A 24840-nucleotide genomic window follows, 5' to 3' on the forward strand; every position below is an offset into this window, starting at 1 on the left:
TTATCAAAATTCCAAATAGTTTGCATTATGCTGCTTTGGGCAGCACTTTGCTACATTGTTTTGATATCTGTCGAACGAATTGACGGTCCAATCATCCTAACGCTTACCATTTCGGCGGCTTTAGTATTTATTCCCGTCATAAAGTCTCTAAAAAGAGGATAAATAATATCTTTTTATTCCATTTTGCGGTATAAAACAATAAAATTGTTGTTTTATACCGCATTTTCTTTATAAAATGTTTGCTCGTTTCATTTTTATGTGTACTTTTGCAACCGCAATGAGAGGAAAAGGAAACAAACCGAAAATCGAATTGTTTTAGGTAATATATAGTAGCAACCAATAAAAGAAATAGATTATGAATGCAGCTAAGGTATTAGAAGACCTGAAAAGACGGTTCCCCAACGAACCGGAGTATCATCAAGCAGTAGAAGAAGTTCTTTCTACGATTGAAGAAGAGTATAACAAGCATCCGGAGTTTGACAAAGCCAATCTGATTGAACGTCTTTGCATCCCCGATCGCGTTTACCAATTCCGTGTTACTTGGGTAGACGATAAAGGTAACGTACAAACCAACATGGGCTATCGTGTGCAGCACAACAACGCTATCGGCCCTTATAAAGGCGGTGTTCGTTTCCACTCTTCTGTAAACCTGAGCATCCTGAAATTCCTTGCTTTCGAGCAGACATTTAAAAACTCATTGACAACTCTGCCTATGGGTGGCGGTAAAGGCGGTTCGGACTTCTCTCCGCGCGGCAAGTCGAATGCTGAGGTTATGCGTTTCGTTCAGGCTTTCATGCTGGAGTTGTGGCGTCATATCGGTCCTGAAACAGACGTACCTGCCGGTGATATCGGTGTAGGTGGTCGCGAAGTAGGTTTCATGTTCGGTATGTATAAGAAGCTGGCTCATGAATTTACGGGTACTTTCACCGGTAAGGGCCGTGAGTTCGGCGGTTCGCTGATTCGTCCGGAAGCTACCGGCTACGGTAACATCTACTTCTTGATGGAAATGTTGAAGACTAAGGGTACTGACTTGAAAGGCAAAACTTGTCTGATTTCCGGTTGCGGTAACGTAGCTCAATATACGGCCGAGAAAGTATTGGAATTGGGTGGTAAGGTATTGACCATGTCTGATTCTGACGGTTATGTATACGATCCGGACGGCATTGACCGCGAAAAGTTGGATTACATCATGGAGCTGAAAAACCTCTACCGTGGACGTATCCGCGAATATGCTGAACAATATCCGGGTGTGAAATATGTGGAAGGAGCCAAGCCTTGGGGCGAAAAGGCTGATATCGCTTTGCCTTCTGCCACTCAGAATGAATTAAATGGCGACCATGCCCGTCAGTTGATAGCTAATGGGGTAATGGCAGTATCCGAAGGCGCCAACATGCCCTCTACACCGGAAGCCATCAAGGTATTTCAGGATGCAAAGATTCTGTATGCTCCGGGTAAGGCAGCCAATGCTGGCGGTGTATCAGTATCTGGTCTCGAAATGACTCAGAACTCTATCAAGTTGAGCTGGAGTGCAGAGGAAGTGGACGAGAAATTGAAGAGCATCATGAAGAACATTCACGAAGCTTGCGTGCAATATGGTACGGAAGCCGACGGTTATGTAAATTACGTGAAGGGTGCCAATGTGGCCGGATTTATGAAGGTGGCAAAGGCTATGATGGCACAAGGGATTGTGTAAGAATAAAAGCCATAGTTGTTATGAAGAAAGGCGAAGGGAGTTGTACCTCTTCGCCTTTCTTCATAATAGTAACCTAGTCAGTAGGGACATATTAAGAATTTCCTTGTCCTTCCCTCATTTTTTATTCGGTTTCGGACTCATCCATAATTCTAACAGCCCTCCATTAGCAAACACATCGTGAGAAAACCAGAATACATCATGATTTTTCACATAATTAAAACTTCAGTACCCCCTTAATCGGATAGTGATCAGAAATAAAAGTTTTTCCTGCATATTTTTCTCGAATTGTAACGTATTCCGTACACATTTTAAACCCTTTATAATAAATATAATCTATAATGGAGCTACGGGTCCCCCATCCATTGAAAGTACCAAAAGAATCCGTTTTTTTAGCAGAAGTTCTAGCATCTATCATTTTTTCATTCAGTTTTTGTATGGAAGAATCCGTATGCTCCATATTAAAATCTCCGGTTAAAATTAATGGAAAATTATCAGGATTAATCTTCTGTATCTTTTCTAAAATGAGATTCAGACCTTCCTTCCGTGCCACTCTTCCGACATGGTCCAAATGAGTATTAACGTAATAAAATTTCTCCATTGTCTTTTTATCCTTCAAAAGTGCCCATGTAGCAGTACGGGTACATGCAGCATCCCACCCTATAGAAGGAATTTCAGGAGTTGAAGAAAGCCAAAAATTACCCCACTCCAACAATTCTATTTTTTTCTTATTATACATTATTGAAGCATGCTCTCCGTTGTGCTTACCATCAATGCGTCCAACACCTACAGCCTCATAGTTCGTGCAATTCTCAAGAATAAACGCCAGCTGAAAATCCAAAGCTTCCTGAACTCCCAAAATATCAGGCTTATGCTTTTTAATCATTTTTATAGTAGCTGGCTTTCTGAATTCCCATGCATTAACACCGTCCTCTGCCGTACCATACCGCATATTATAAGAAATAACAGTAAGTTGTGAACTATTTTTCCCCCTTTTTGCAGAAACGAACTGAGGTAACATAAGGGTAATTACCATAAAAATAAAAAAGGACTGTTTCATATTAATATCTATAAAAGAGATGAGAGTGTACAAAACCCAGACCAAACAATGTGCTTATCAAGGTTCCAATACACTCTCATCCAGATTATTACTAATTACGTGCTATAGTTGTGATTTCTTTAATTGTTGTATAGTTATAACGATTGGTACCGCTAAAGCTTTTTGTAGTACGAGCACCTACACGCAAAAAGAATTTACGCGAATAATCAGGGAATTGGCCTTTTGTCTTAATAGTAATTTCTTTACCTAAAACATCAGTTAAAGCTGCCCCTAACAACTGAGTAGAAAAACGCGGACTGAAGTTGAAATCTCCGACATAACTCGTTTCGCTCACAAATAACCAAGCTTCGGTAAGCGGTTGTTGGTAATCCGGATTATTTGTACCACGAGTAATTATAACCTTCACCTCCACAGTACCATCTGCATTGACCTGAGGTTCGCTTACCCATTTCACGCGCAACAGTGGCTCAATCTCATAAGTTTTCTCTACAGTACCTTTTATATCAATAATCTCTTCATCCAATGGCACAAAAGCACCTTCAGGAATAATACCATAATTGCCTGCAAATATTTTGGTATTCTGGAAAGTACCATCCTGCATACAATTAAAATCATAAGGTTCCGGAGTATCACTCCAGCTATATTCCATCATACGGATACGAATGCCGGTATTACCAATAGCTGTTTGGAAAGGTTCTTTAGTTTCCTTATCAATAAAAGCACCACGGAAAGTTTCTTCAGGTTCTCCATAATTATCCACATCGCAAGAGGTAAAATTTACCAATAAGCATAAGGACAACAAAATATATGTTAACTTTTTCATAATTGAATGTTTCGTTTCTTATAATTAATAACCTGGATTTTGTTTACAATTCGGATTCTTAGTGATTTCACCAGTCGGAATCTGCTGATAATAATTACGTGTATCATAAGTATAAGTATATCCATATTCCTGCTCCTTGATATCCATGAAATACTTCATGGCATCTGCTGCAAAGAATGGCTGCAAAGTGCGATATCTGCGTGTAGACTGTTCATCATCAATAATACGCCAACGCTTCAAATCCCAATAAGTTTTATTTTCGAAAGCAAGCTCTTTACGACGCTCTATACGCACTACATCAATTGAAGTTTCTGCAGAAGAAGCAAGCAACGTAGCACCTGCACGTTCACGAATGAGATTCACACAGCGGAAAGCCTCCTCTACATAATTCTTATCGGCATCATCGGTAACACTACCCACAGCTGCAAGTTCCATAGCCGCCTCGGCACGATTGAGCAACACTTCTGCATAACGGATGTCAATCCAATCTGTAACAGACTGATTCCAAGTTGTATTCTTCTGTTCAGGATTCAAATACTTACGAATAAGGAAACCGGAAACCGTACAGCCTATCTCCTGATTCTTCACTGTACCACTTTTCCCTGCACGCTTCATCATTGTACCATCCTTTAACAGAATTGCATTAGCATCCGTATTTTGCGATTCGCGACTGGCTAATTTCAGCAAGCTCGTCGCATCGTTAGCGTAAGCACTATAATCATCATAAAAGCCATAGGTATCTTCTGAAGGAAGAAGAGGAGAAATTTTATCACCTTCTCCAACCCAAATACCACGACGGATTTCAATGGATTCACCCTTGAACTCGTCACCCGGCAGCAATACAGTAGCACGCAAACGAGGTTCGGCATTCTTGAAAGGTTCCATTGTTGTTTCATACAATTTATAATAACCTTCCGTGTTCATGTTAGCAAAATGCCCATCGGCATCTTTCTCAAAACCTTCAAACATTTCTACAAAATCCAATGTAGGACAAATTTCTGTGTTGCTACCACCGGTAGAGGTTTGCGTAGGCTGTGCAAAACAATCATATGAATGTACACAGTCCGGATAATCAAAATATTTCACGAAAATATTCTCTTCCGTATCTTTCAAGAAAATATTCACGAAATTAGTATATTGTGCATCCTTATTATTAGCTGCCCAGTCCCCTTTGTAAAGAGCATAACCTCCTTCATCAACAATCTTCGATGCTTCATAAGCCTGTTTAAAATAATCGGCAGCACGATTTGCTGGAATTCCGCAAATACGCGCATCATTATAAACTTCATTCACATCATTATATTTGGCAATACTTCCAGCATAAAGCATAGCACGCGATTTCAAAGCTGCAGCTGCATATTTATTGGCACGTCCTTTTTGGTTCTTTGCAGACAAATGCGCAATAGCGTAGTCCAAATCACTGGAAATAAAATCCCAGACAGCCTCTTCCGAATCACGGAACAATTGTGTTTCAGGAATGCTTACTGTAGCCGGATAATCAATTACTGTGTTAACAATAGGTACACCACCATAACGCTTAACTAATGCAAAATAAGTATAAGCACGAATGAAATACGCTTCGCCCAACAAACTTTCAATTTCAGTAGCAGAATGTGAATCAGCATATTTGGGAAGTGTTTCTATAAAATAGTTCGTTTCACGTATTAAGGCATACGCAGCATCCCAATAGTTTGCTGTTTCAACTTCTGCCCCCTTCGTGTCACGGCTAATAGCTTCACCAGTCAAACAAGAAGGTTGCGCAAAATTAGAACCTCCCGAAAAGAACATGTTTACATGCGAATAGCGGAAGTCTTCTACAGGCAACGTACTATACAAACGGGCCATATAGCTTGTAACCCCCGCCGTACTTCCAAAAATATCATTATCACCAACAATATTCATTGGTGGGATGTCCAGATCTACACAAGAAGTCAATGACCCCATGCATAATGCAAATGCGAAGATATATTTTTTAATTTTCATGTTGATATTCATTTAAAATTTAAGATTTGCTCCAATAGTAACTGTTTTATTTAAAGGATAGTTATATCCATAATTTCCTGACGGGAATTCAGGATCACAATATTTCAATCCGGTAATGGTAAACAAGTTATAACCGCTTAAATAAACACGCAGCCCTTGTACACCAATTTTAGTCAACCATGATTTAGGAAGACTATATCCCACTTCAATTGTTTTCAAACGCAGATAAGCAGCATTTTGCATATTGAATTCTGAATTCCGGTTCGGCAGTGAACCAGTGTAAGCATAATGACCGCTAATCCATTTAGTTGCCGGATCGTAAGGATCTGCATGACTATCAGCAGGACGCCAACGATCCATAAATTGATCCAAAGCATTTGTATTAGCCCACAATGGATTGTAAAGCAACTCATCATAAGAGATATGACGTTTGGCAGCTCCTTGCAACAACAGACTTACATCAAAACCTTTCCAACTTGCATTAAACGTCAAACCAAAATTTATCAAAGGACGGTCTCCCGTGTTCGTCAAAGGATGTTCGTCCAATTCATTAATCCAACCATCACCGTTCCAATCCTCATAGTTATAATCACCGAGTACAGAACCACGTCCTATATAAATAGAATTGTAATAAATTTGATCCCATGAAGTAAAACGTTCGCCGGCCCCATATCCCCACCAAAGATCTGTAAAACGATCGTTTGAATTTTGTTTCCAATTCAAATAAGAATTACCTTTCCGCGCACCTTCCACATGTTTATTTTCTGAACGGGCATACGCAAAATTTCCTTTTATCTCATAACTGAACTCATTGATGGTATTACGGTGGCTTATTTCTATTTCATATCCACGGGTCATATCTCCATTCAGATTCTCTTGTGGCAATGCGGCTCCCACTACTCCCGGAAGACTCGCTGCCCGAGTGGTCAGTAATCCATCACGATCACGTCGGAAATAATCAACAGTCAATCCCAATAGGCCATCCCATGCTTCCAAATCAAAACCTATATCAAAAGTTTTAGCTTCAATCCATGAGATGCTTTGATTAGCCAATCCCTTTGTTGCAGAAGCATTGACAAATGAGCCATCAAAAATGGCACCACCCGGCATCGCATATGCTGCCCCACCTACCGGATACGTATAACCATTAAGGAACTGATACGCTAAAGCACCATCGTCACCCATCTTACCCCAAGAAGCACGTATTTTAAGGTTATTAATGAAATTCAAAGAAGATTCTTTCCAAAACTTTTCTTCAGAGACACGCCATCCCCCTGACACTGAAGGAAACATAGCCCAACGTGAATTTGCAGGGAATTTTGAAGAACCTTCATAACGGAAAGCAAATTCAATAAGATATTTGGACTTATAATCGTAAGCTACACGCCCTACCAATGCTTGATTGGCATTATCAAACAAGGCAGAAGCAGCAGTACTCTGTCCAAATTGCTGGTTATCAGCATTTCCGGCAAAAACTTGATCTATAGGAATAGAAAGTTCCTTTTTACCATTAAAGTTATCCCCCTTATAAGTCGATTCCTCAAACAGCAGCATCGCATCAATATTATGCCCATTAAACTCACGAGAGTAATTAGCTTGTACTTGCCATAAAGTATTATCTTTTGAATAGAATGTACGACCTACTTTAGGAGGATCATTACGTGTCCATACCTGATTATCTCGATATGATTTCCAAGTATTTTCAAACTCCTTATTATCATTCATTATATAATCGTAACTATATAACCCCTTTAGTTTCAATCCTTCTACCCAAGGTACATCATAACTCAATGAAAAACTTGACTGAAACCATTTGCTCTTATAAGTTTTATATCCTACAACATCCTTATCCATCATCGCCACCGGATTCATCAAAGTAGAGTTTGAAGGCTGGGTAAAACCGCCATTCTCCTGATAAATGGGATCCATCGGCTGCATCAACCAAAGACCACGAATAATATCATAAGCACCATAATGCGGTGTATTACGCTCATCCATCAAACCTGAAAGATTAACATCCAATTTCAGATTCTTAGTAATATTGGCAGAAAGATTACTACGCATTGTCCATTTATCGTAATTCATATCATCTGTCTGCAAGAAACTTTGTTGCGCTTGATAGCCAACACTCGCATAATAATTTACACGTTCCGTCCCACCTGAAATATTGATGGAATGTTGTGTCTGAGGCGCAGAACCACGTAATACTGCTGATTTCCAATCTGTAGTCTGTGCAGCGGCTATTTCTTCATCAGAATAAGAAGCTCCTCCACCATCTACATTATGACGTCCCTTTTCATTAGCCAATGTCATCCATTCTTGTGAAGTAACCAAATCTGGGAAATTGGAAGGCATTTGCCAAGTAAAGCTACCCGAATAATTAATTTCCGGTTTCCCTTGCGCACCTTTTTTGGTGGTAATAAGAATTACGCCATTGGCAGCACGTACACCATAGATAGAAGCAGAGGCATCCTTCAAAACAGAAATACTCTCAACATCTTCCGGATCAACGCGTGCCATATTATCGCGAGGAATACCATCAATTATCACCAGTGGATTCCCCAGTCCACGAATATCCATCGATGTATTGAAAGCTCCCGGCTCACTTGAATTTTGAACCACACGTAAACCGGCAATCTTACCAGTCAGCATATTCTGTAAACTTTCATTTTTTGTAGAAACAATGTCCTTCGTGTTTACGGCAGACACAGCACCGGTCAATGTCTGTTTCTTTTTCACTCCATAGCCTACCACTACCAGTTCATCAATCAAAACATTGTCACTTTGAAGGATGACATTATAAACCTTCTGTTCTGCCTTGATGGCAATCGTCTGTGACTTATATCCAATAAAACTTACTTTAATCGACGAATTTGGCGTCACCTCTAAAGAAAAGTTTCCATCAACGTCCGTCACACATCCATTTTTTGTCTTGGTATCAATGACAGTGGCGCCAATCACCAGCTCACCGGTGTTGTCCTTTACTGTACCCGATACCTTAAAAGAGTTCCCTTGTGCATACAACGTCACTGTCATGAACGACACCATTGCACACAACCAAACCTTTAAAAGATTCTGTACCACTAACTTTTTCATACTTATTAAATTTAAAATTGCAATTTGATGATTATTCTATTATTACTTTCAACATGATATATTCATAAGGCTTCATCCAAAACATCTCGTCATTAAAAGGTCTGAAGGCCTTCTGACGATAATCACATACACTTACTTCACGCGGCCTTATACTACCCCAAACAAATGATGAACAAACACTCTGCTTACCCATATTGTGCAGGCAGACAATATATCCCTTTCCATCGTCAGCAGGTTTGATACTGGATAATGCAATACGATGGCGTCCTTTCAACCGAAACAACTGCTCTATATTCTGAGAAGAACGACTGGCTACAGCCACCAATTCCATCTCACGTTCAGCTCCTCGCTGTTTCAATTTCAGGTCAAGCGGATTACAAGGCTGCAAAGAATAGCGAAACTTCGCTGTGCCTCCTTGTGATGCTTTATAATTAGTCCTCCATGTATTCGTCATTACCCATGAATAGACAATCGGCGATATCTTGGCAGACTGCCACCAGCCATATCCATGACGGGGATTCAGGCGATAATCAAGCCCTGAGGGCGAACCCAGTTCAACAAAAGGCGCATCAACGGTGGTCAGGCAGACTGCATGCTCCAAATCTCCCACAGCCAATCCGTTTTGCAATGAATAATAATGTTTGTTTACTCCCTCCAGTTGCTCACGCTCAGGATGAATTTCACTCATGGCAAGATCCATTGTAATTTCAGGTTGCTGAATATTGAATGGAAAAACAAAACGCACATTTTCAAAATCTAAAATATCCTGCTTATCCAACGTATTACAAATATCTACCCTATCTATCCCTTTGTAAACTGTCACATCACGCCATAAAGTATTACATCCTGGAGCTTTAGACTCTATACGCAGTGTAGCAGCAACCGCTCCATCATCCAACACTCTTATATTTAATATCTGTTCGATTCCCTGTGGGTCAGAAGCATATCTTCCAGTATATAAATAATCATTCAAACCGCTATTCGAAGCATATTCATAAGAGTCACCAACTCTTTTGAAAGAACTAATTGTACCTTTCACCTCATCAATTTCAACGCGTACAATTCCATTATTTAATATTTTATTCTCTGCAATCATGGAAACGAAACGTCTTGAACTCTTTTTCTTCGAGACGATTTGATATACCTCAGAAGAAAGTGCTGGTATATTTTCAGCAACAAAAGCCCAACGGCCATCATACAGACGCTGTGTCTCTACTTTTTCACCAGTCCTGGTTATCAATTCTTTTTCATTCAAATTGACCATTGAATCCAAAAACACTACATCCGTACGATTCCAAAGATTTGTATTCAGCACATGTACAAAATCCCCACCTTTGTCGACATGCAATGGGCTTAAAGCCTGTTTATATAATATTTGAGACTGATTACTTGCATTATCAGCATAAGCTTTTTTCCCTTCCCACAAATCTTTTGTAAATTTAGAATGCGGGTCAGTTCCACTAGCAGAAGCCCCCCAAGTGTGCTCAGAAAACAGTATCACATTTTTCCATGCTTCTTTAAAAGCTTTATCTGGGAAAGCGTCTGTTTTATGAAGCATACTCCAAATAGTTTCAGTCTGTGCCAAGCGTGCAGCAGTAGTACGATTCATTGCTGTCTCACAAGCAGTAGAAGCCGCTCCGTCTTCCCAAGTGGGAGTCATGTCACCAGCAAAGACGGGTAATTCAGCGCCATATTGTTCTTCGAATTTCATAAAGAACTCACGGGCAGTTGATATACGGAATTGAGGAGACTCATAACGTTCATTCCACTCACGGATTACATCAGACATTGATTGATCGGGAGGGCCGTTATCACCATGAACTGTATAACGTAAATAACAAGTTTGATATGGAAACTCCTCAGTTTCTAATTCTGTTAAATAGTCCCAGATTGGCTCAAGTCCACAAACTCCGATACGGTTAGCCAACCAGCCATGAAACCATGAGTAACCGCGCCCTGCCTGCCATACAAGTACTTTATCAGTACCTGATTGAGATTGCCAATAAAAAGGTCTATCACCCCATCTGACATGTAAAGCAGCAGCACGGTCATTTCCTATCCTCCCATAAAAAGGTACATAATTTGGTCCGGGTGAATAATATTTCACTCCATTCTTAGCCATTGCAGTGACCAATCCCCAAGCTTGCCCAGGCACATCACTCATCATTGCAGTATTCAGCTCTACTCCCACTTCATCACTAATCCAATGTGCATCATCAAAAATATGCATCAATTCTTCTTGTCGGCTAATCCCAGTCAAAATACTTCCCAAAGACATATCAACATTAATAATACCATCGCGAATGGCCTGCTTCAAACGTTCAGCCTTTTCAGTTGCTGCATATTTTTTCAAATATGCAGCAACTGCCCATGTAGCCTCCGTATTCCAACAGTAACGTGAACCTTCCGGATATTCTTTAGTACGCTCAGCTAAATCGAGTGCGCGTTCCAAATTACGCCATTGAAGTTTCATCACATCATCCTGGCGATGTGTATATCCGATATCCAAATGAGAATGCGGAAAAAAGCAAACAGTCCACTTTCTTGCTCCTGGCACTTCATATTTACGTTTCACACAACCTTGACGGCTATTCACCTTTATCTCTAAAGAAGAGGTCTCTTCCATATATCCAGCAGGGAAACATCCTTTGTACTCATCCACCCCAGTCTTTGAAGCCTCTATTTCAGCATTCCATATTTTATCACCTAATTGACACGTTAAGGTAGCCCCAGCATACAATGGAGTATTAAAACGTAATAAGAATTCTCGTTTAGGACCTTCAGCACTCTTTAGATAGCCTTGCCCAGCCACAAAAGAAATATCATCAAGCTTTCCCAATGATTGTACTGAAACCACTGTTTTTTTATAAAAACGAATTTCGCTCAAACCATAGTAATCCACATTCTGATGCATATCAGCAGCTTCCTGTATCACAACCGGATTCTTACGATCATAATGATTACCTTCTCCATCCAACGCAGCCGTAAAGCATATATAACGTGCTTTTATACCTTTAGTATCCAAAGAAAAATCCACGGATCCAGGATTACGTCCTACCGATTCAGGAATTAAATAATATTCCAAATCACCATTCTTTAGTAATTGCCATTTATTCCCATCCTCTGAGTACTCTATATATACCTTATTGAGTCCACGCCGAGTATGCTCATTCTGATTATAGTTCCATATCTGAATCAAATCTACTTCAGGACATTTTCTACTTTTACCAAAATCACACAAAAACCAGACAACTCCTTCATGAGTAGACTTATTGTAACGAACTGGCTTTTTAGAAACTTCAGACAACCACATGCCATGTCCCAGGTTATTAGCCACATGATAGCACCCCTGCATTCCATCTCCATTAACTACGGAACAAATAGTTCCTTTATTCAATTCGCTGCTGGCAGATACTTTAATTAAGCTCTCATCCAACTGTTTATACACAACAATACGTTGTGCATATCCGGTAATGAACATCATTAATAACAAAATAACGGTAATGATTTTTTTCATTCCACAAAATATTAGTTTTTAATAAAACTGCTAAACATATAAAGTAGTCTCAACAAAAACAAACCTCATTATATGTATGAACATATAGACACAGCAAATATATATAATAAATTCAAAAAGCAAAAGTAAAACAAAGTTTTTTTTATAAAAAAATGAGATGTAATAAATTAAAAGTCAAACTAAACTTAAATTAATTTATCACTAAATTATTTATAAAAGAATACACATTAAAACTTAAACAACTAACAATTAACTAATTATGTTTAAAAATATCTTTAAATACAATATTAAAAAACAAACATTTCAAAAAATAACATCCCAGCAAAGCCCGTATTTATCAAAATGATTACACAACACACTTTAATGTTCATACATTAATTATAAGGTATAAAATTATATTTTCATTAAATCATCATACCAAAGAAACCATACAACACAAAAAAAGCGTCTTCGAAAACGAAGACGCTTAAAAAATAAAAATGATGATGTATTAATAGTATCAAAAAACGAATCACTTTACACAAGAAGTTACTTTTATACCAAAAGCGCAATACGTTAGATATAATACGCAGGCCAACGTCACCACAACACCACCGATAATACCTACAGTACCGATGGCAAAACCGATAACTGGAGTTACCACTCCCCCCCCGGCAACAGCTGTAATCATTAGACCGGAAATCTGATTTGCCTTCTCCGGACGCGCCTGCAAAGCCATTGAATAAATAATAGAGAAAACTGATGAAGCAAAAAAGCCTACTGCACCAATACAAACTATATTCACCACATCCTTTTCCACTCCTATTAAAACTAGCAGCGAAACAACACAAGCTACAATATTTATACGAAAGTACCTCATTTCTGCAATACGGGTCAATAAGAACGCCCCTAACAAAGCGCCAATCGTACGACTGAGGAAATAGACTTGAGGAGCAAATTTTACTTGCTCATCAGACCATCCAAAACGGATAGACATAAGTTTCGAACTAATAAAGTTTGTCGCCACATCCACGCCTACAATAAAGAAAATTCCTAAAAACAGTAATAGAATAGTCCGGTCTTGCAGCAAAGCAAACGTATTCCTCATGGAAAGATCACTGTTCGACACAACATTTCTTTCCCGTTCAATAGGGGTTGCAATCAGCCAAACTGTCGACAATAAAGTGATGAAGCCAAGAATGGGGAAGCAATAATACCATTTATCCATCCCCCAATAATGGACAGCCAGCAATACAATCTCCGGACCGACTAAAGAAGAAGCCGCTTTTATTACCTGCCCAACTGTCAAACTACTTGTCAGGAAAGCTTTGTTAGTTATAACATTATTAAGCAACGGATTTAAAGAAACTTGTAAAATAGCATTTCCTATACCCAACAAGGCATAAGCCACCATGCAAGTTACACCATCATACGCCAATAATGGCAGAATCATACCTACAATTGTAATCACCATACTAACAAGTACGGTATTCTTACGTCCCCATTTATTCATCCGATTACCTATCGGAATTCCTAAAAACAAGAACCAAACAAACACCATTGAAGGTACAAACCCGGTCATCATAGGTGACCAGTTAAAACTACGCTGAACATAGTCTGATGAAATACCGACAATATCACAGAAGCCCATCACAAAGAAACCGAAAAGTACCGGAAAGGCTGTCATTATAGAGTTTTGTTTTTTCATTTTCATGGATTTTTATATAAAATGTCTATTCTGTCACTCCCACGTCTTTACGCAGTTTTTCCAATTGAACAGTCAGTACTTCCCGTACTTTTACATACTTCGGGTTATCATATACATTATTGACCTCCATCACATCTTTTTTCAAATCATACAATTCCCAAAAGTCAATAGCTTCATCATTCCCACTACCCTCTCCATACCAATGAATCAATTTGTAGCGTTTAGTGCGAATGCCATCATGTTTGCGTACACTACCCACTGCCGGATAATCGTAAAAATGATAGTATAACTCATTTCGCCAATTTTCCGCCTTTCCATTTTTAAACAACGGTAATAAAGAGCGCCCAGACATCTCTTTCGGCACCTCCACTCCTGCAAGGCTCAGGAAAGTCGGTGCCAAATCAATATTCTGCACCAGCTCTTTGCATACCGAATGTTTCTTGACTAAAGAAGGGCACGAAATAATCAGAGGTGTACGGAAAGACTCCTCATACATAAAGCGCTTGTCATACAGTCCATGCTCTCCCAACAGAAAACCTTGATCAGAGGTATAAACTATCACTGTATTATCCAGAACTCCTTTTTCTTCCAAATAATCAAGCAAACGGCCCACTTGTTCATCTACCGAACGGATAGTCCGACAATACTCTTTTACATACCGTTGATATTTCCACCGAAGCAAATCCTTTCCAACCGGAGGATTTTTCAGGAATTCTTCATTTTTCTTGTCATAAATAGCTTCCCATGTAGCACGCTGTTCGCTATCCATCTCAGCCATTGCCATCAGCCAACTGTCTCTAATATATTGCAATGTAGGTTTGTTCTTCAATTCTCTCACCTTAAAATCGAACGCATATCCCATGTGCCGATCAATTGTCAGCTCCTGAGTTTTCATCTGCGGACCACGTGTCGTATAGTCATCAAATAGCGTTTCAGGTTCCGGAAAATCCACATCCTCAAATAAATGCATATTGGGAAAGTCAGGCATCCAATTACGATGAGGTGCCTTGTGATTTACAAGGACACAGAAAGGCTCCTCATCGGAGATGTTTTTCTCCAACCACTCTATGGCATGATCGGTTATCAACGTGGTAGCATATCCTTTTTCTTTTATATATTCTCCGTTTGTATCAGGACGACGGAACTTGGGATTATAGTATTCACCCTGATCAAAAAGAATGTCATAATGGTCAAACCCCTTCGGCTCAACATTCAAATGCCACTTTCCAAAGACTGAAGTTACATATCCTTTTTTTTGTAGCAGCTCAGTAAACCATTGTTTCTGTGGATTCAAACAGCACCCCAACCTCGTCTGTCCGTGCTGATGACTATACAAGCCCGTTAAAAGGGTCGCCCGGCTTGGAGCTGAAATGGAATTCTCTACAAAAGATTGCGTAAAAAGCATGCCATTCCCAGCCAAACGATCAATGTTAGGTGTCGGAGCCAACTTTGAAATAGGATGTCCGTAAGCACTTATGGTCTGGAAAGCATGGTCATCCGTAAAAATACAAACAATATTCAACGGTTTATTGGACACTTTCTGGGCCCAAATAGGTTGTACTGCCGATATTATCGGCAGTACAACCATAGAAGTGGAAAACAGATTATTTTTCATAACATATTTCTCAGTGAGTCAATTCCTCATTAGGTGAAGCTCCCAAACCTAAAACCAATTTTCCTCCTTTTACGACCTCACTAAAGGGCAATTGTACAGTATCTTGCGGACGGTTGTTCAAAGATATATCCTGCAAATAACAATCACCTACCGCCTGCTTCTTAGCTTCGATTACAAATTTCTCTCCCGGATAATAATCTTTATTCAAACGGACAGTGACTTTGTCAAACAAAGGGGCACCTATCTGGAATTTCGGATCAATCTCCGTCAATCCCTTTACATCAAATAAGCCCAATGCAGACATTACGTACCAAGCCCCCAATTGTCCTTGATCCTCATCCTGTCCATAACCATAGCCATGTATACCTTCGAGGCCATAGAACTCATCCAAAATAGCACGTACCCACTTTTGAGACAGATATGGTTTACCCGAAAAGTTAAACAACCAAGAAATATGCAAATTAGGCTGATTACCATGATTATACACCGTCTTCAATCCGGCAAACGCATCCACTTCTTTCCCACCTCCAAAAATATTTTTCTGTGAAAGCAAAAAGATACTATCCAGACGATTATTAAACGTTTCTTGCCCTACCAAATCTACCAATTCGTCTATCTGGTGAGGGACATAAAATGTATATTGCACGGCATTTCCTTCTTGAAATCCCTTCCAAGGAGCCAATGGATTAAAATCTTCCAGAAAATTTCCTTTAGTATCCTTGGGACGAATCAAACGGGTCTCCGGATCATAAAGATTCTTCCAGCCATTCGACAAATTAGAGAGTAACTTATAATCATCCTCTTTACCCAAATGTTTGGCAAATTGGGACACAGCAAAACTACTGAAACTGTATTCCATTGTATGTGAAGCACCAAACCCAGATCCTTCCTCACGAGTCACCATATCAAACCGTTTTTCATAAGGAGAATATCCACGTTCCACAAACTGACGTACATCCATCTTACCTGCACCTTCAAGTCTTCCACGCCATTCCACTTCATTCTTCAAAGCAGCTTCATATCCCTGCTGTACGTCAAAATCACGAATACCGCAATTATATGCAGCAGCAATAGCCAAGCTAGTAAAATTCGTCCCTACTCCAGACACATATTTACTGCATGCGATTCCATCACCCAACCAACCGGTATCCTGATAAACCAACAACTGACTTTTTATCCAATCAGAATAATATTCGGGATAAGCCAATGACCATAATTGCGTCAGATTCCAGAAACCACCCCAAATGGCATCCGTATTATAATGCTGATGTACCGGATTACCTTCTTCATCAAGAGCAATACGACCGACCGTTCCATTATTTTTAGGATAATATCCATTTGCATCACTAGCCAATCCACGTCCCAAAAGCGCATGGAACAATCCGGTGTAAAACTTCACTTTATCAGTTTCCTTCCCTCCTTCCACATAAATCCTGCTCAGAGATTCATTCCACACATCTGTCGCATTCTTCTTGGCTTGGTCAAAGGTAACATCCGCAGCCTCGGTTTCCCGGTTGAAACGAGCATTCTCTATGGAAGTATAGGATAGGCCCACTTTGACTTCCACAGCCTCTTGTTCTTCTGTAGAGAATGTCATGTAAAGACCCGCGCCTGGTCCTTTTTCCTGATATTTACCCGGATTAACCACATCTTTTACAAAAGTACCTACCTGAACCGGCTTCTTATTAAGAACAGCCGAGAAATACATACGTACATCCGCCCCTTTCTGATAAATATTAACATATACGGGGGAAGTGATTACATAACCTTCCACCCGGCCATCTTCAAAATATTGTACTTCGGCATCTTTCACCTCACCACTTTCTCCTTGCTTGTTACCTATATCGAAGATAAGGTTTGCCTGTTCTGTTTTGGGATAGGTATAACGATGAAATCCCACTCGTTTCATAGCAGTCAATTCAGCCTTTACTCCATAGTCCTTCAACAAAACAGAATAGTACCCGGGAGCTGCCACTTCATCTTTCTTATCGAAACGTGAACGATAACCGCCATCCGGATTTTCCAACTCACCCGGTACTGTCTGCAATTCTCCGACAGTCGGTGCAAATACGACACCGCCTACCTGGAACTCGTGAAAATTGGCAAAGCCTTCGATGGAAGTATGACGAAAATCATACCCCACTGCTTGCCAACCACCGGGATTTCCCAAATGCGCATCGGTAGAAGGAGCCAGTTTTGCCATGCCAAACGGAATAGCAGCCGGTGTATAAAAGAACCAACGACAATGCGCAGTTCCAATGTTTGGGTCTACATAGTCCACCAAAGCTTTAGTGCTTGAAGTACTTGTTGAACACCCCATAATGATACTCATACATATCACCAAAAAACAAAGTCGTTTCATGATATTAATTTATTAAGACGGTAGACACTAACATTATTTATTTTCCGAGCATGGAGCAATCCCCCATGACTTATTCGGTTTATCACCCATTTCCAGTATCAATTCTCCACCTTTTAGCAATTCTGCAGCGGGGAAATAGAAACGTTCCAACTTCTCACCATTCAGAGTGGCACTCTGAACGTACTTATTTTTTCTGGATACATTTTTAGCCTCAATTGTAAATGTTTCACCACGATTATAGCGTTTGCCCAAATCAATAACCACTTTCTCATACAATGGACTGGCAATTTCATAAATAGGTTCGACACTGCAACCGCCATCAGTCTGAAACAGTCCCAAAGCCGCCATCACAAACCAAGCACTCATCTGGCCCTGATCTTCGTCACCCAAATAGGCATTGGCAACGCCACAACCATAATATCTATCAATAATGGAACGGGACCATTTTTGTGTCAGCCAAGGTTTATTGGCCCAATTGAACAAGAAAGCAAAATGCATGGACTGCTGGTTGCCCTGAACCACCGGATAATCCCAATATTGGTCATTGGGAGCATTGTATCTCCAAGGTTCACTTACTTCAAAACCCCAGTTCAGACGATCCACAAATGATTTTTCTCCCATTATGTCAATCAAGGCCGGTACATCCTGAGGCACAAAGTAGCTAAGCTGCCAAGAATTACCTTCTACATAGTGGTGATTACGTCCGGTTTGAAATGCATCAAAATCAGGGATAAAGTTACCGACCGAATCACGCATGTGAGCATATCCATTTTCCCGATTAATAGCATTTTTCCACCAATATCCGCGATCATTGAATGTAGCATATTCCGAGAATTTACCTAATGCTTTCGCCATCTGTCCCACAGTCCAATCATCGTAAGAATACTCCAATGTATTAGAAAAACGTCCCAATTCAATAGGTACGTATTTATATTTCATATAAGACACCAAATCGCGATTACCGGCAAAACCACCTGCAACATGTGTAGCTGGAGTAGTCTGCATTTTTTTCATGGCTTCAAATGCCTTTTCCACATCATAATCACGAATACCCATCTGATAGGTAGATACCATCTGTGGAATTTCGTGTTCGGCCACCATTACCGGAATATATTCCATTCCGGCAGGACCTTTTGCCAACCACCCGTTTGCATCGTACAATGCCAACTGAGAGTTCACCCATTTGGAGCTCCATTCGGGTGTCACTAAATTCCAGAACTGATTCAAATTCCAGAAAGTGTTCCAAAAAGCATCACATCCTAAAGCTACATGTTCAGGATTTGTAAATTTACGTACCTTTTCGTCCGGAGACACCCATTCGCCATTCACATCACTCCACAAATTTCGGCAAAGTGCACGATACATATTAGTGTAAAAGCGCACCTTCTCCAGACGGTCATAGGTAGTTATATCCAGACGGTTGAAAATACCATTCCATACATCTTTCTGATTTTGCACTACCGCATCAAAATCCCAACCAAATCTATCAGAGATTTCCTTTTGCAGATTTTCAGAAGCATTTGAAATACTCACCAACGAAATACCGGCACGAGCCTGCACCACCGGATGCTTTTTCGTATCAAATTCGACATAAAGTCCTGCATCTTTCAAGTTCTTACCCAATATATGGCCTCCATCCAATATTTGCTTATTCTTCCAGCCACCTACTTTCTTAATCGGTGCATCAAACTCTATTACGAAGTTCACTACATATTCCTGATCAGCGTCATTACTCCACACATAAGGACGAGGAGAAATCTGATGAGAGCGTCCCTCAATTCTATAATCACTTACCTTCTTAATATCTACATCCAGCAGATTATAATCATATTCAGCTTGCACATGAAGGTCAATCATTACACGTCCATCTTTATCTTTCGGGAAGGTATATTTCTGGAAACTTGCTCTTTCTGTAGCTGTCACCTCCGCCCAGATTTCTGTATCGGTCAAGAAGACCTTATAATATCCTAACGGAGCTTCTTCTGTCCTCTTGTCAATACGCGAACGGTAACCTTCATCTGGACGGAACTGATCGCCAACCTGAGTAAACAACTTGCCGTTAGTAGGCATTAACCCTAATCCGCCCATTGTCCACTCATGGATATGACTGAAACAACCCAAAGTTTCAAAAGTTGGTTGATAACCGGCCTGCCAGCCCATATTTTGATTGTCCGGACTCAGCTTCACCATACTGAAAGGCATCCAAGGTCCCGGTGCAATCATCCATCGAGAATGTGCCGTACCTATTTTGGTATCTACATAGTCGGCAAATGTCTGTATCTTTTGCGGAGAACGTATAATAATACCCTTTTCCAGCAATTGTCCATCTACAAACACTTGATATTCACTCTTTCTACTTTTTTTCACAGCAGGCATAGGTACTTCAAATACATAACGTGCCGTGTCCAACTGCGCAGAAAAAACATCTATACCGTCTAATTTTACACTCAATTTCGGGTTACCGGATAGATGCTCTACATCAACCAATAAAGGCTGTATTTTTGCTCCATCCATTTCCATTTCATATTCTGCCGGAGCCACATTGCGCAAGAAAGCATATTCATTATTCTTTTCCAGAACAAGCTCGTCAGCACCTTCCAAACGTATCTGATCGAAAACAATCCAGCCCCCTTCAAGAACAGAAACAGTGACCATATTTCCACCTTTTTTCAAATCATCGGCTGAAATTGGAAATTCAAGAATTTGTTCCTTGGCATCTTGAAGATTACCCTCCAGTACTCCTTTCGAATGCCCTTTAATTTCAAACTTCTTTTCGGCAGAATTCACCATAACTTTAACCACCGAACGGCTCGGATTGGCATCCACCAAGTCTACCACCAATTTCCATTTGCCATGTTTCGGCAATTTTTTAATGCCAAACAATATATTTGCATCATGAGTTCTCCAACCGGAAGTACTCCATGTACCTCCCCAAGTATCATCAGGCCCTGGCAACACATAAGGGAAATCATTTTTGTCAATAGAAGTCCCCACTAAAAAGTAACGATCTTCATAACCAAAATCATGAGCCAGGAACTTTTTATACTCAGAAGGGCCCAAAGCCAGTTCTGTTCCGGAATTATCCGCAACGCCAATTTGCCATACCACTTTTGCAGCAGTTGCACACATAGCGCAACAAGCAACGATAAAAAAAGATATTATTTTTTTCATATTCATAATGAGTCTTATTATTTTTTGTTATCCGTGAAAACAATCTTATCTACTTAAAAAGCAAACTAACCCTTATATCTTCTTGTCTATCTGTTGTAAAGCAAAAGCATATGCTCCCAGTGCAATAGCCTTGTTTGCTCCCAAAGTTGAAATCGCCACCCCTATACGTTTAGTACAATCATAGGATACTTTCTTGTCAGTAAAAGGTACCTCAACCCAAGAACTTGTATCTTCTAAAAACTTCTTATATTCGTCCGGCTCCATCAAATTACAAACTTCCATCTGCAGACAATCGAAATCCCGTCCGGAGAAAGTCGATATGGAACGACGCATTTCACGCATCATACCTGGCAGAATATATTTAGCTGCACCGGCAACTCCTCCTCCTATAACCACCATCCCATCTACAATATGAAGTGCACTGACAATGGCAGCACCCGCCATTTCACCTAATTCATCAAAACTCCGCACAGCCGCTTCACGATTCCCCGTGAGTATGCCCTCGGCAATGTCATATATATCCTTTGGAGTCAGATTATCAACCGCCTCACCGCTCAGTTCTCCGTACACACGGCGTACTGCACGGATACTGACACTTTCTTCGGCTATCAAGTCGGTATATTTTTTATTCCTCATAATCCAGACATCACCACCACAGCCGTTATCACCGGTCAGCAAACAATTATCAATCACCACTCCCGCTCCAAAACCGGTTCCCAACGTAATGCCTAACAAGTTTTTATAACGTTTAGGATTACCGGCAGCCTTAAGTTCCTCATTAATGGAAGGTAATATTCCGGCCAACGCTTCACCGTAAGCAAACAAGTTACCATCGTTATTTATATATACCGGAATACCAAATTCTTCTTCCAGAAAAGCTCCCAAAGCCACACCTCCACGAAAAACCGGAAAGTTCGGTAAATCGCCTATCACACCATTCTTATAGTCTGCTGGACCAGGAAATGCAAAACTGATAGCTACCGGCTCATTTTCCAATTGTCTTTTCACTGCAGAAAAGCCTTTTTTCAAAACAGTCAGGCATCCATTCAAATTGTCCGAAACCGCTGGCAAACAAATAGTTTCCACAATATTCTGATTTCCCCGGATAGCTGAAAAAACGAAATTCGTGCCTCCTGCATCCAAGGTCATTACTGTACGTTGGTCATGTCTATACATATTATATCAGATTTAATTAATACCATTTTCCGGTTAAAACCTCACATAAGCCTTGATGGTTCCACACTCTTTTCCCACAGACTTGCCACAAGGAGTTATTGTATATTCACCCACACTTGCCGGAACTATGAAGGTTTCAGCATAATGTACCACAAATGGTTTAAAAGCGTTTGTCGGACTTTCAACAACCACTTCTTCACCTTCCACCAAATTCAGTACATTCACACTATTATTCGTATGATGTGTAACAGATTTGGAGAACCAGTGACGGCGTGTTTCAATGAATTCATTCGGGTGTAATCCAGTACGCTCCTCGCTCCATCCTTCTCCTTCGGCAATCTGAGTGAAATGATTTGCCAGATATTCTTTTACATATTCCGTATTACGTTTCCAGTCTATTACTTCTTTACCTCTTTCCACATTAATGGGGCGCGGTTTGCCATCCAACCCCAAACGTTGCCAATCCCAGAGTTTGAATGTAAACAAATTGGGTGTTGAGCTGATTTCCAATACAAGTGCCTCCGAACCTGAGCAATGCACCGTACCTCCCGGAATCAAATAATGATCATGTTTTTTAGCAGGCAGTTTATTTACATACTTTTCTGTATCGAAAACGATTTCACCTTTCTGAGCCTCACGCAAATCACGAATCATGTCATCTTTATTAATACCATTCTTCAAACCAAGATAGACCGAAGCTCCTTCTTTAGCATCCAGCAGATAATAGCTTTCGTCCTGAGTATAATACATACCAAAGTTTTCACGGATAAACTGTGTGGTAGGATGCACTTGTACACTCAAATTTCCACCACCTACCGTATCTAGAAAATCGAAACGAATCGGGAAATCCTTACCAAAACGCGCTTCTACCGGTTCACCTAAAAGCTCTCTAGATTTCAACAAAACCAAATCTACCGACGGCAATTCAAAACGTACACCGTTCACCTCAAAATAAAGACTATTCTCTTCGGGCACACAATCGAAACACCAACCATAATTTTCTTTTTCAGGATTTAATCCACACACTTCTTTCATCCATTGTCCGCCCCATGGTGCCGGGTCAAAGAAAGGCACTACGCGAAAAGGAGTCTTAATTGTTTCTTCTATTCCTTTAAAGAAAGTCTCCCTATCAATCATTCTCGGATCGTTTGCAATGTGCGTATCCAACCAGAAATCGGCTTTATCAAACAAGCCTTCCTTATACTTATCAAGAACTCTCCAATCATTAAAATACCCTCTCTTATATTGTAAAGACACAGCATCTTCACGATTATCCACTCCCAAAGCCTTTACTTCGTGAGCACGAAAACGCTGTTGTATCTCCCAACGGGCCATATCAACATACACCAGCGTTGCTTCTGCCTGAGCTATCATAGCAGCACCCGAACCGACCACAATCACTCTATCATTTGCCGCTACCAGCTTCCGGGCTACCTCCAGCTTACCTGCATCAAAGTAGTCTTTCAGAGATAGGTTCGTCACATAACCAAAAAGAACATCCTTTGTCATAAAACGTTCTGTCATTTCCTTAATCTCATTCTCCGGCTTCATCAAGTCACGTGTATTAATAAGTAAGGTAGGTGACAGCGATTTCAATTCATTTATAACTTCATCTTCACACACTCCTGCATAGAGTTCAACAGCCAGTACCTTTCTACTCTTAAAGCACTCCATCAGTAAGGTATGAATATCATTCCATCCCCGAAGAATCGTTCCCGAAATCTTTGTAGAAGGGAACTTGTCGTAATTTACTTTTCTCATAATTATATATACTTGATTTTATTATATGTATGAACATACTGGTATTTTGTGCAAATATATACTCTTTAAAAATAAAATAAAAGAATCTTCTCATATTTTTTTGATAAAAAAAGAATTATCTTTGCAATATTAAAAAAATAACAGAAAAAGTATAACCATGAAATTAGACCCAAACTCAGAAAAACCTCTTCACATTCAAGCAGAAGAAGTGCTGAGAAAACTTATAGAATCAGAGGAATACAAAAATGGGAAACTTCTTCCCAATGAGGTTTTATTGTCTGAACAATTAAACATATCGAGAAATACACTTCGCCAAGCAATCAACAAACTGGTATTCGAGGGATTATTGGTCAGAAAAAAAGGGCATGGTACAAAGGTTGTAAAAAAAGGTATTATAGGAGGAGTAAAGAACTGGTTGAGCTTCTCACAAGAAATGAAAATGCTAGGTATCGAAATTAAAAACTTCGAATTGCATGTCAGTTTTAAGAAAGCATCCGAAGAAATATGTACCTTTTTCAATATAGACCCTGAAAAGGGAACAAAATGTATGGTATTGGAAAGAGTACGCGGTAATAAAGAATATCCTTTTGTCTCCTTCATCTCTTATTTCAATCCGAGTATACCACTGACCGGTGATGAGGACTTCACCCAACCTCTTTATGGAATACTTGAAAATAAATATGACATCATCGTAAAAACCAGTAAAGAGGAAGTATCCGCACGGTTGGCCGGAGAATATATCGCAGAAAAGCTGGACATCAAATCCAGCGACCCTATATTAATAAGGAAAAGATTTGTTTATGATATCAATGGAACTCCCATTGAATACAATATAGGATACTATCGTGCAGACAGCTTTACCTACACCATAGAGGCAGAAAGATAAATATACAAGAAAG

Annotated in this window: 13 protein-coding genes; 2 read left to right on the plus strand and 11 right to left on the minus strand. The window is 40.0% G+C overall.

Annotated features, from left to right (window positions below):
• The first annotated feature begins 355 nt into the window (after window positions 1-355).
• Window positions 356-1693, plus strand: a complete 1338-nt coding sequence (locus HUX74_RS17365; protein ID WP_174647092.1) for an NADP-specific glutamate dehydrogenase — start codon at window positions 356-358, stop codon at window positions 1691-1693.
• A gap of 214 nt (window positions 1694-1907) precedes the next feature.
• Here the strand turns inward: HUX74_RS17365 and HUX74_RS17370 are convergent, their stop codons facing one another.
• The 11 genes from HUX74_RS17370 to HUX74_RS17420 form a co-directional block, all read right to left on the minus strand.
• Window positions 1908-2750 (minus strand): endonuclease/exonuclease/phosphatase family protein, encoded by an 843-nt coding sequence (locus tag HUX74_RS17370; protein ID WP_118696548.1) that lies wholly within the window; start codon window positions 2748-2750, stop codon window positions 1908-1910.
• Window positions 2751-2841: 91 nt separating this feature from the next.
• Window positions 2842-3573 (minus strand): DUF3823 domain-containing protein, encoded by a 732-nt coding sequence (locus HUX74_RS17375; RefSeq protein ID WP_117964149.1) that lies wholly within the window; start codon window positions 3571-3573, stop codon window positions 2842-2844.
• A gap of 24 nt (window positions 3574-3597) precedes the next feature.
• Entirely contained in the window at window positions 3598-5556 is a 1959-nt protein-coding gene (locus HUX74_RS17380) for a RagB/SusD family nutrient uptake outer membrane protein (RefSeq protein WP_229034688.1), read from the minus strand.
• Window positions 5557-5568: 12 nt separating this feature from the next.
• On the minus strand, window positions 5569-8652 hold the full coding sequence (locus tag HUX74_RS17385) for a TonB-dependent receptor (RefSeq protein WP_117600491.1): 3084 nt from the start codon (window positions 8650-8652) through the stop codon (window positions 5569-5571).
• A gap of 31 nt (window positions 8653-8683) precedes the next feature.
• Window positions 8684-12169 carry a glycoside hydrolase family 38 C-terminal domain-containing protein gene (locus HUX74_RS17390; protein ID WP_174647094.1) on the minus strand — a complete coding sequence of 1162 codons (3486 nt, stop codon included), beginning with the start codon at window positions 12167-12169 and terminating at the stop codon, window positions 8684-8686.
• Between the two features lie 511 nt (window positions 12170-12680).
• Window positions 12681-13856, minus strand: a complete 1176-nt coding sequence (locus HUX74_RS17395) for a sugar MFS transporter (protein ID WP_174647095.1) — start codon at window positions 13854-13856, stop codon at window positions 12681-12683.
• 25 nt (window positions 13857-13881) lie between these two features.
• Window positions 13882-15471, minus strand: coding sequence for a sulfatase (locus HUX74_RS17400; protein ID WP_174647096.1), 1590 nt, complete (start codon window positions 15469-15471; stop codon window positions 13882-13884).
• 10 nt (window positions 15472-15481) lie between these two features.
• On the minus strand, window positions 15482-17833 hold the full coding sequence (locus HUX74_RS17405) for a GH92 family glycosyl hydrolase (RefSeq protein WP_174647097.1): 2352 nt from the start codon (window positions 17831-17833) through the stop codon (window positions 15482-15484).
• Between the two features lie 33 nt (window positions 17834-17866).
• Window positions 17867-21004, minus strand: a complete 3138-nt coding sequence (locus HUX74_RS17410) for a GH92 family glycosyl hydrolase (RefSeq protein WP_227203895.1) — start codon at window positions 21002-21004, stop codon at window positions 17867-17869.
• 72 nt (window positions 21005-21076) lie between these two features.
• Window positions 21077-22180 carry an ROK family protein gene (locus HUX74_RS17415; protein WP_174647099.1) on the minus strand — a complete coding sequence of 368 codons (1104 nt, stop codon included), beginning with the start codon at window positions 22178-22180 and terminating at the stop codon, window positions 21077-21079.
• Window positions 22181-22213: 33 nt separating this feature from the next.
• A complete protein-coding gene (locus HUX74_RS17420; protein WP_174647100.1) occupies window positions 22214-23941 on the minus strand; it encodes a class I mannose-6-phosphate isomerase in 1728 nt (575 codons plus the stop codon).
• A gap of 157 nt (window positions 23942-24098) precedes the next feature.
• Between HUX74_RS17420 and HUX74_RS17425 the strand changes: the two genes are divergently transcribed.
• Window positions 24099-24827 carry a GntR family transcriptional regulator gene (locus HUX74_RS17425; protein WP_009038010.1) on the plus strand — a complete coding sequence of 243 codons (729 nt, stop codon included), beginning with the start codon at window positions 24099-24101 and terminating at the stop codon, window positions 24825-24827.
• The last annotated feature ends 13 nt before the right edge of the window (window positions 24828-24840 follow it).

This window comes from Bacteroides sp. Marseille-P8574 (assembly GCF_902825465.1).
In the GTDB taxonomy this organism is placed as follows: Bacteria; Bacteroidota; Bacteroidia; order Bacteroidales; family Bacteroidaceae; genus Bacteroides; species Bacteroides uniformis.

What these genes read in the sequence shown, in the direction of transcription:
- HUX74_RS17425 (WP_009038010.1), top strand. Translation starts at nt 24,099, where the DNA reads ATGAAATTAGACCCAAACTCAGAAAAACCTCTTCACATTCAAGCAGAA.
- HUX74_RS17420 (WP_174647100.1), bottom strand. Translation starts at nt 23,941, where the DNA reads ATGAGAAAAGTAAATTACGACAAGTTCCCTTCTACAAAGATTTCGGGA.
- HUX74_RS17375 (WP_117964149.1), bottom strand. Translation starts at nt 3,573, where the DNA reads ATGAAAAAGTTAACATATATTTTGTTGTCCTTATGCTTATTGGTAAAT.
- HUX74_RS17410 (WP_227203895.1), bottom strand. Translation starts at nt 21,004, where the DNA reads ATGAAAAAAATAATATCTTTTTTTATCGTTGCTTGTTGCGCTATGTGT.
- HUX74_RS17380 (WP_229034688.1), bottom strand. Translation starts at nt 5,556, where the DNA reads ATGAAAATTAAAAAATATATCTTCGCATTTGCATTATGCATGGGGTCA.
- HUX74_RS17370 (WP_118696548.1), bottom strand. Translation starts at nt 2,750, where the DNA reads ATGAAACAGTCCTTTTTTATTTTTATGGTAATTACCCTTATGTTACCT.
- HUX74_RS17400 (WP_174647096.1), bottom strand. Translation starts at nt 15,471, where the DNA reads ATGAAAAATAATCTGTTTTCCACTTCTATGGTTGTACTGCCGATAATA.
- HUX74_RS17390 (WP_174647094.1), bottom strand. Translation starts at nt 12,169, where the DNA reads ATGAAAAAAATCATTACCGTTATTTTGTTATTAATGATGTTCATTACC.
- HUX74_RS17405 (WP_174647097.1), bottom strand. Translation starts at nt 17,833, where the DNA reads ATGAAACGACTTTGTTTTTTGGTGATATGTATGAGTATCATTATGGGG.
- HUX74_RS17415 (WP_174647099.1), bottom strand. Translation starts at nt 22,180, where the DNA reads ATGTATAGACATGACCAACGTACAGTAATGACCTTGGATGCAGGAGGC.
- HUX74_RS17365 (WP_174647092.1), top strand. Translation starts at nt 356, where the DNA reads ATGAATGCAGCTAAGGTATTAGAAGACCTGAAAAGACGGTTCCCCAAC.
- HUX74_RS17385 (WP_117600491.1), bottom strand. Translation starts at nt 8,652, where the DNA reads ATGAAAAAGTTAGTGGTACAGAATCTTTTAAAGGTTTGGTTGTGTGCA.
- HUX74_RS17395 (WP_174647095.1), bottom strand. Translation starts at nt 13,856, where the DNA reads ATGAAAAAACAAAACTCTATAATGACAGCCTTTCCGGTACTTTTCGGT.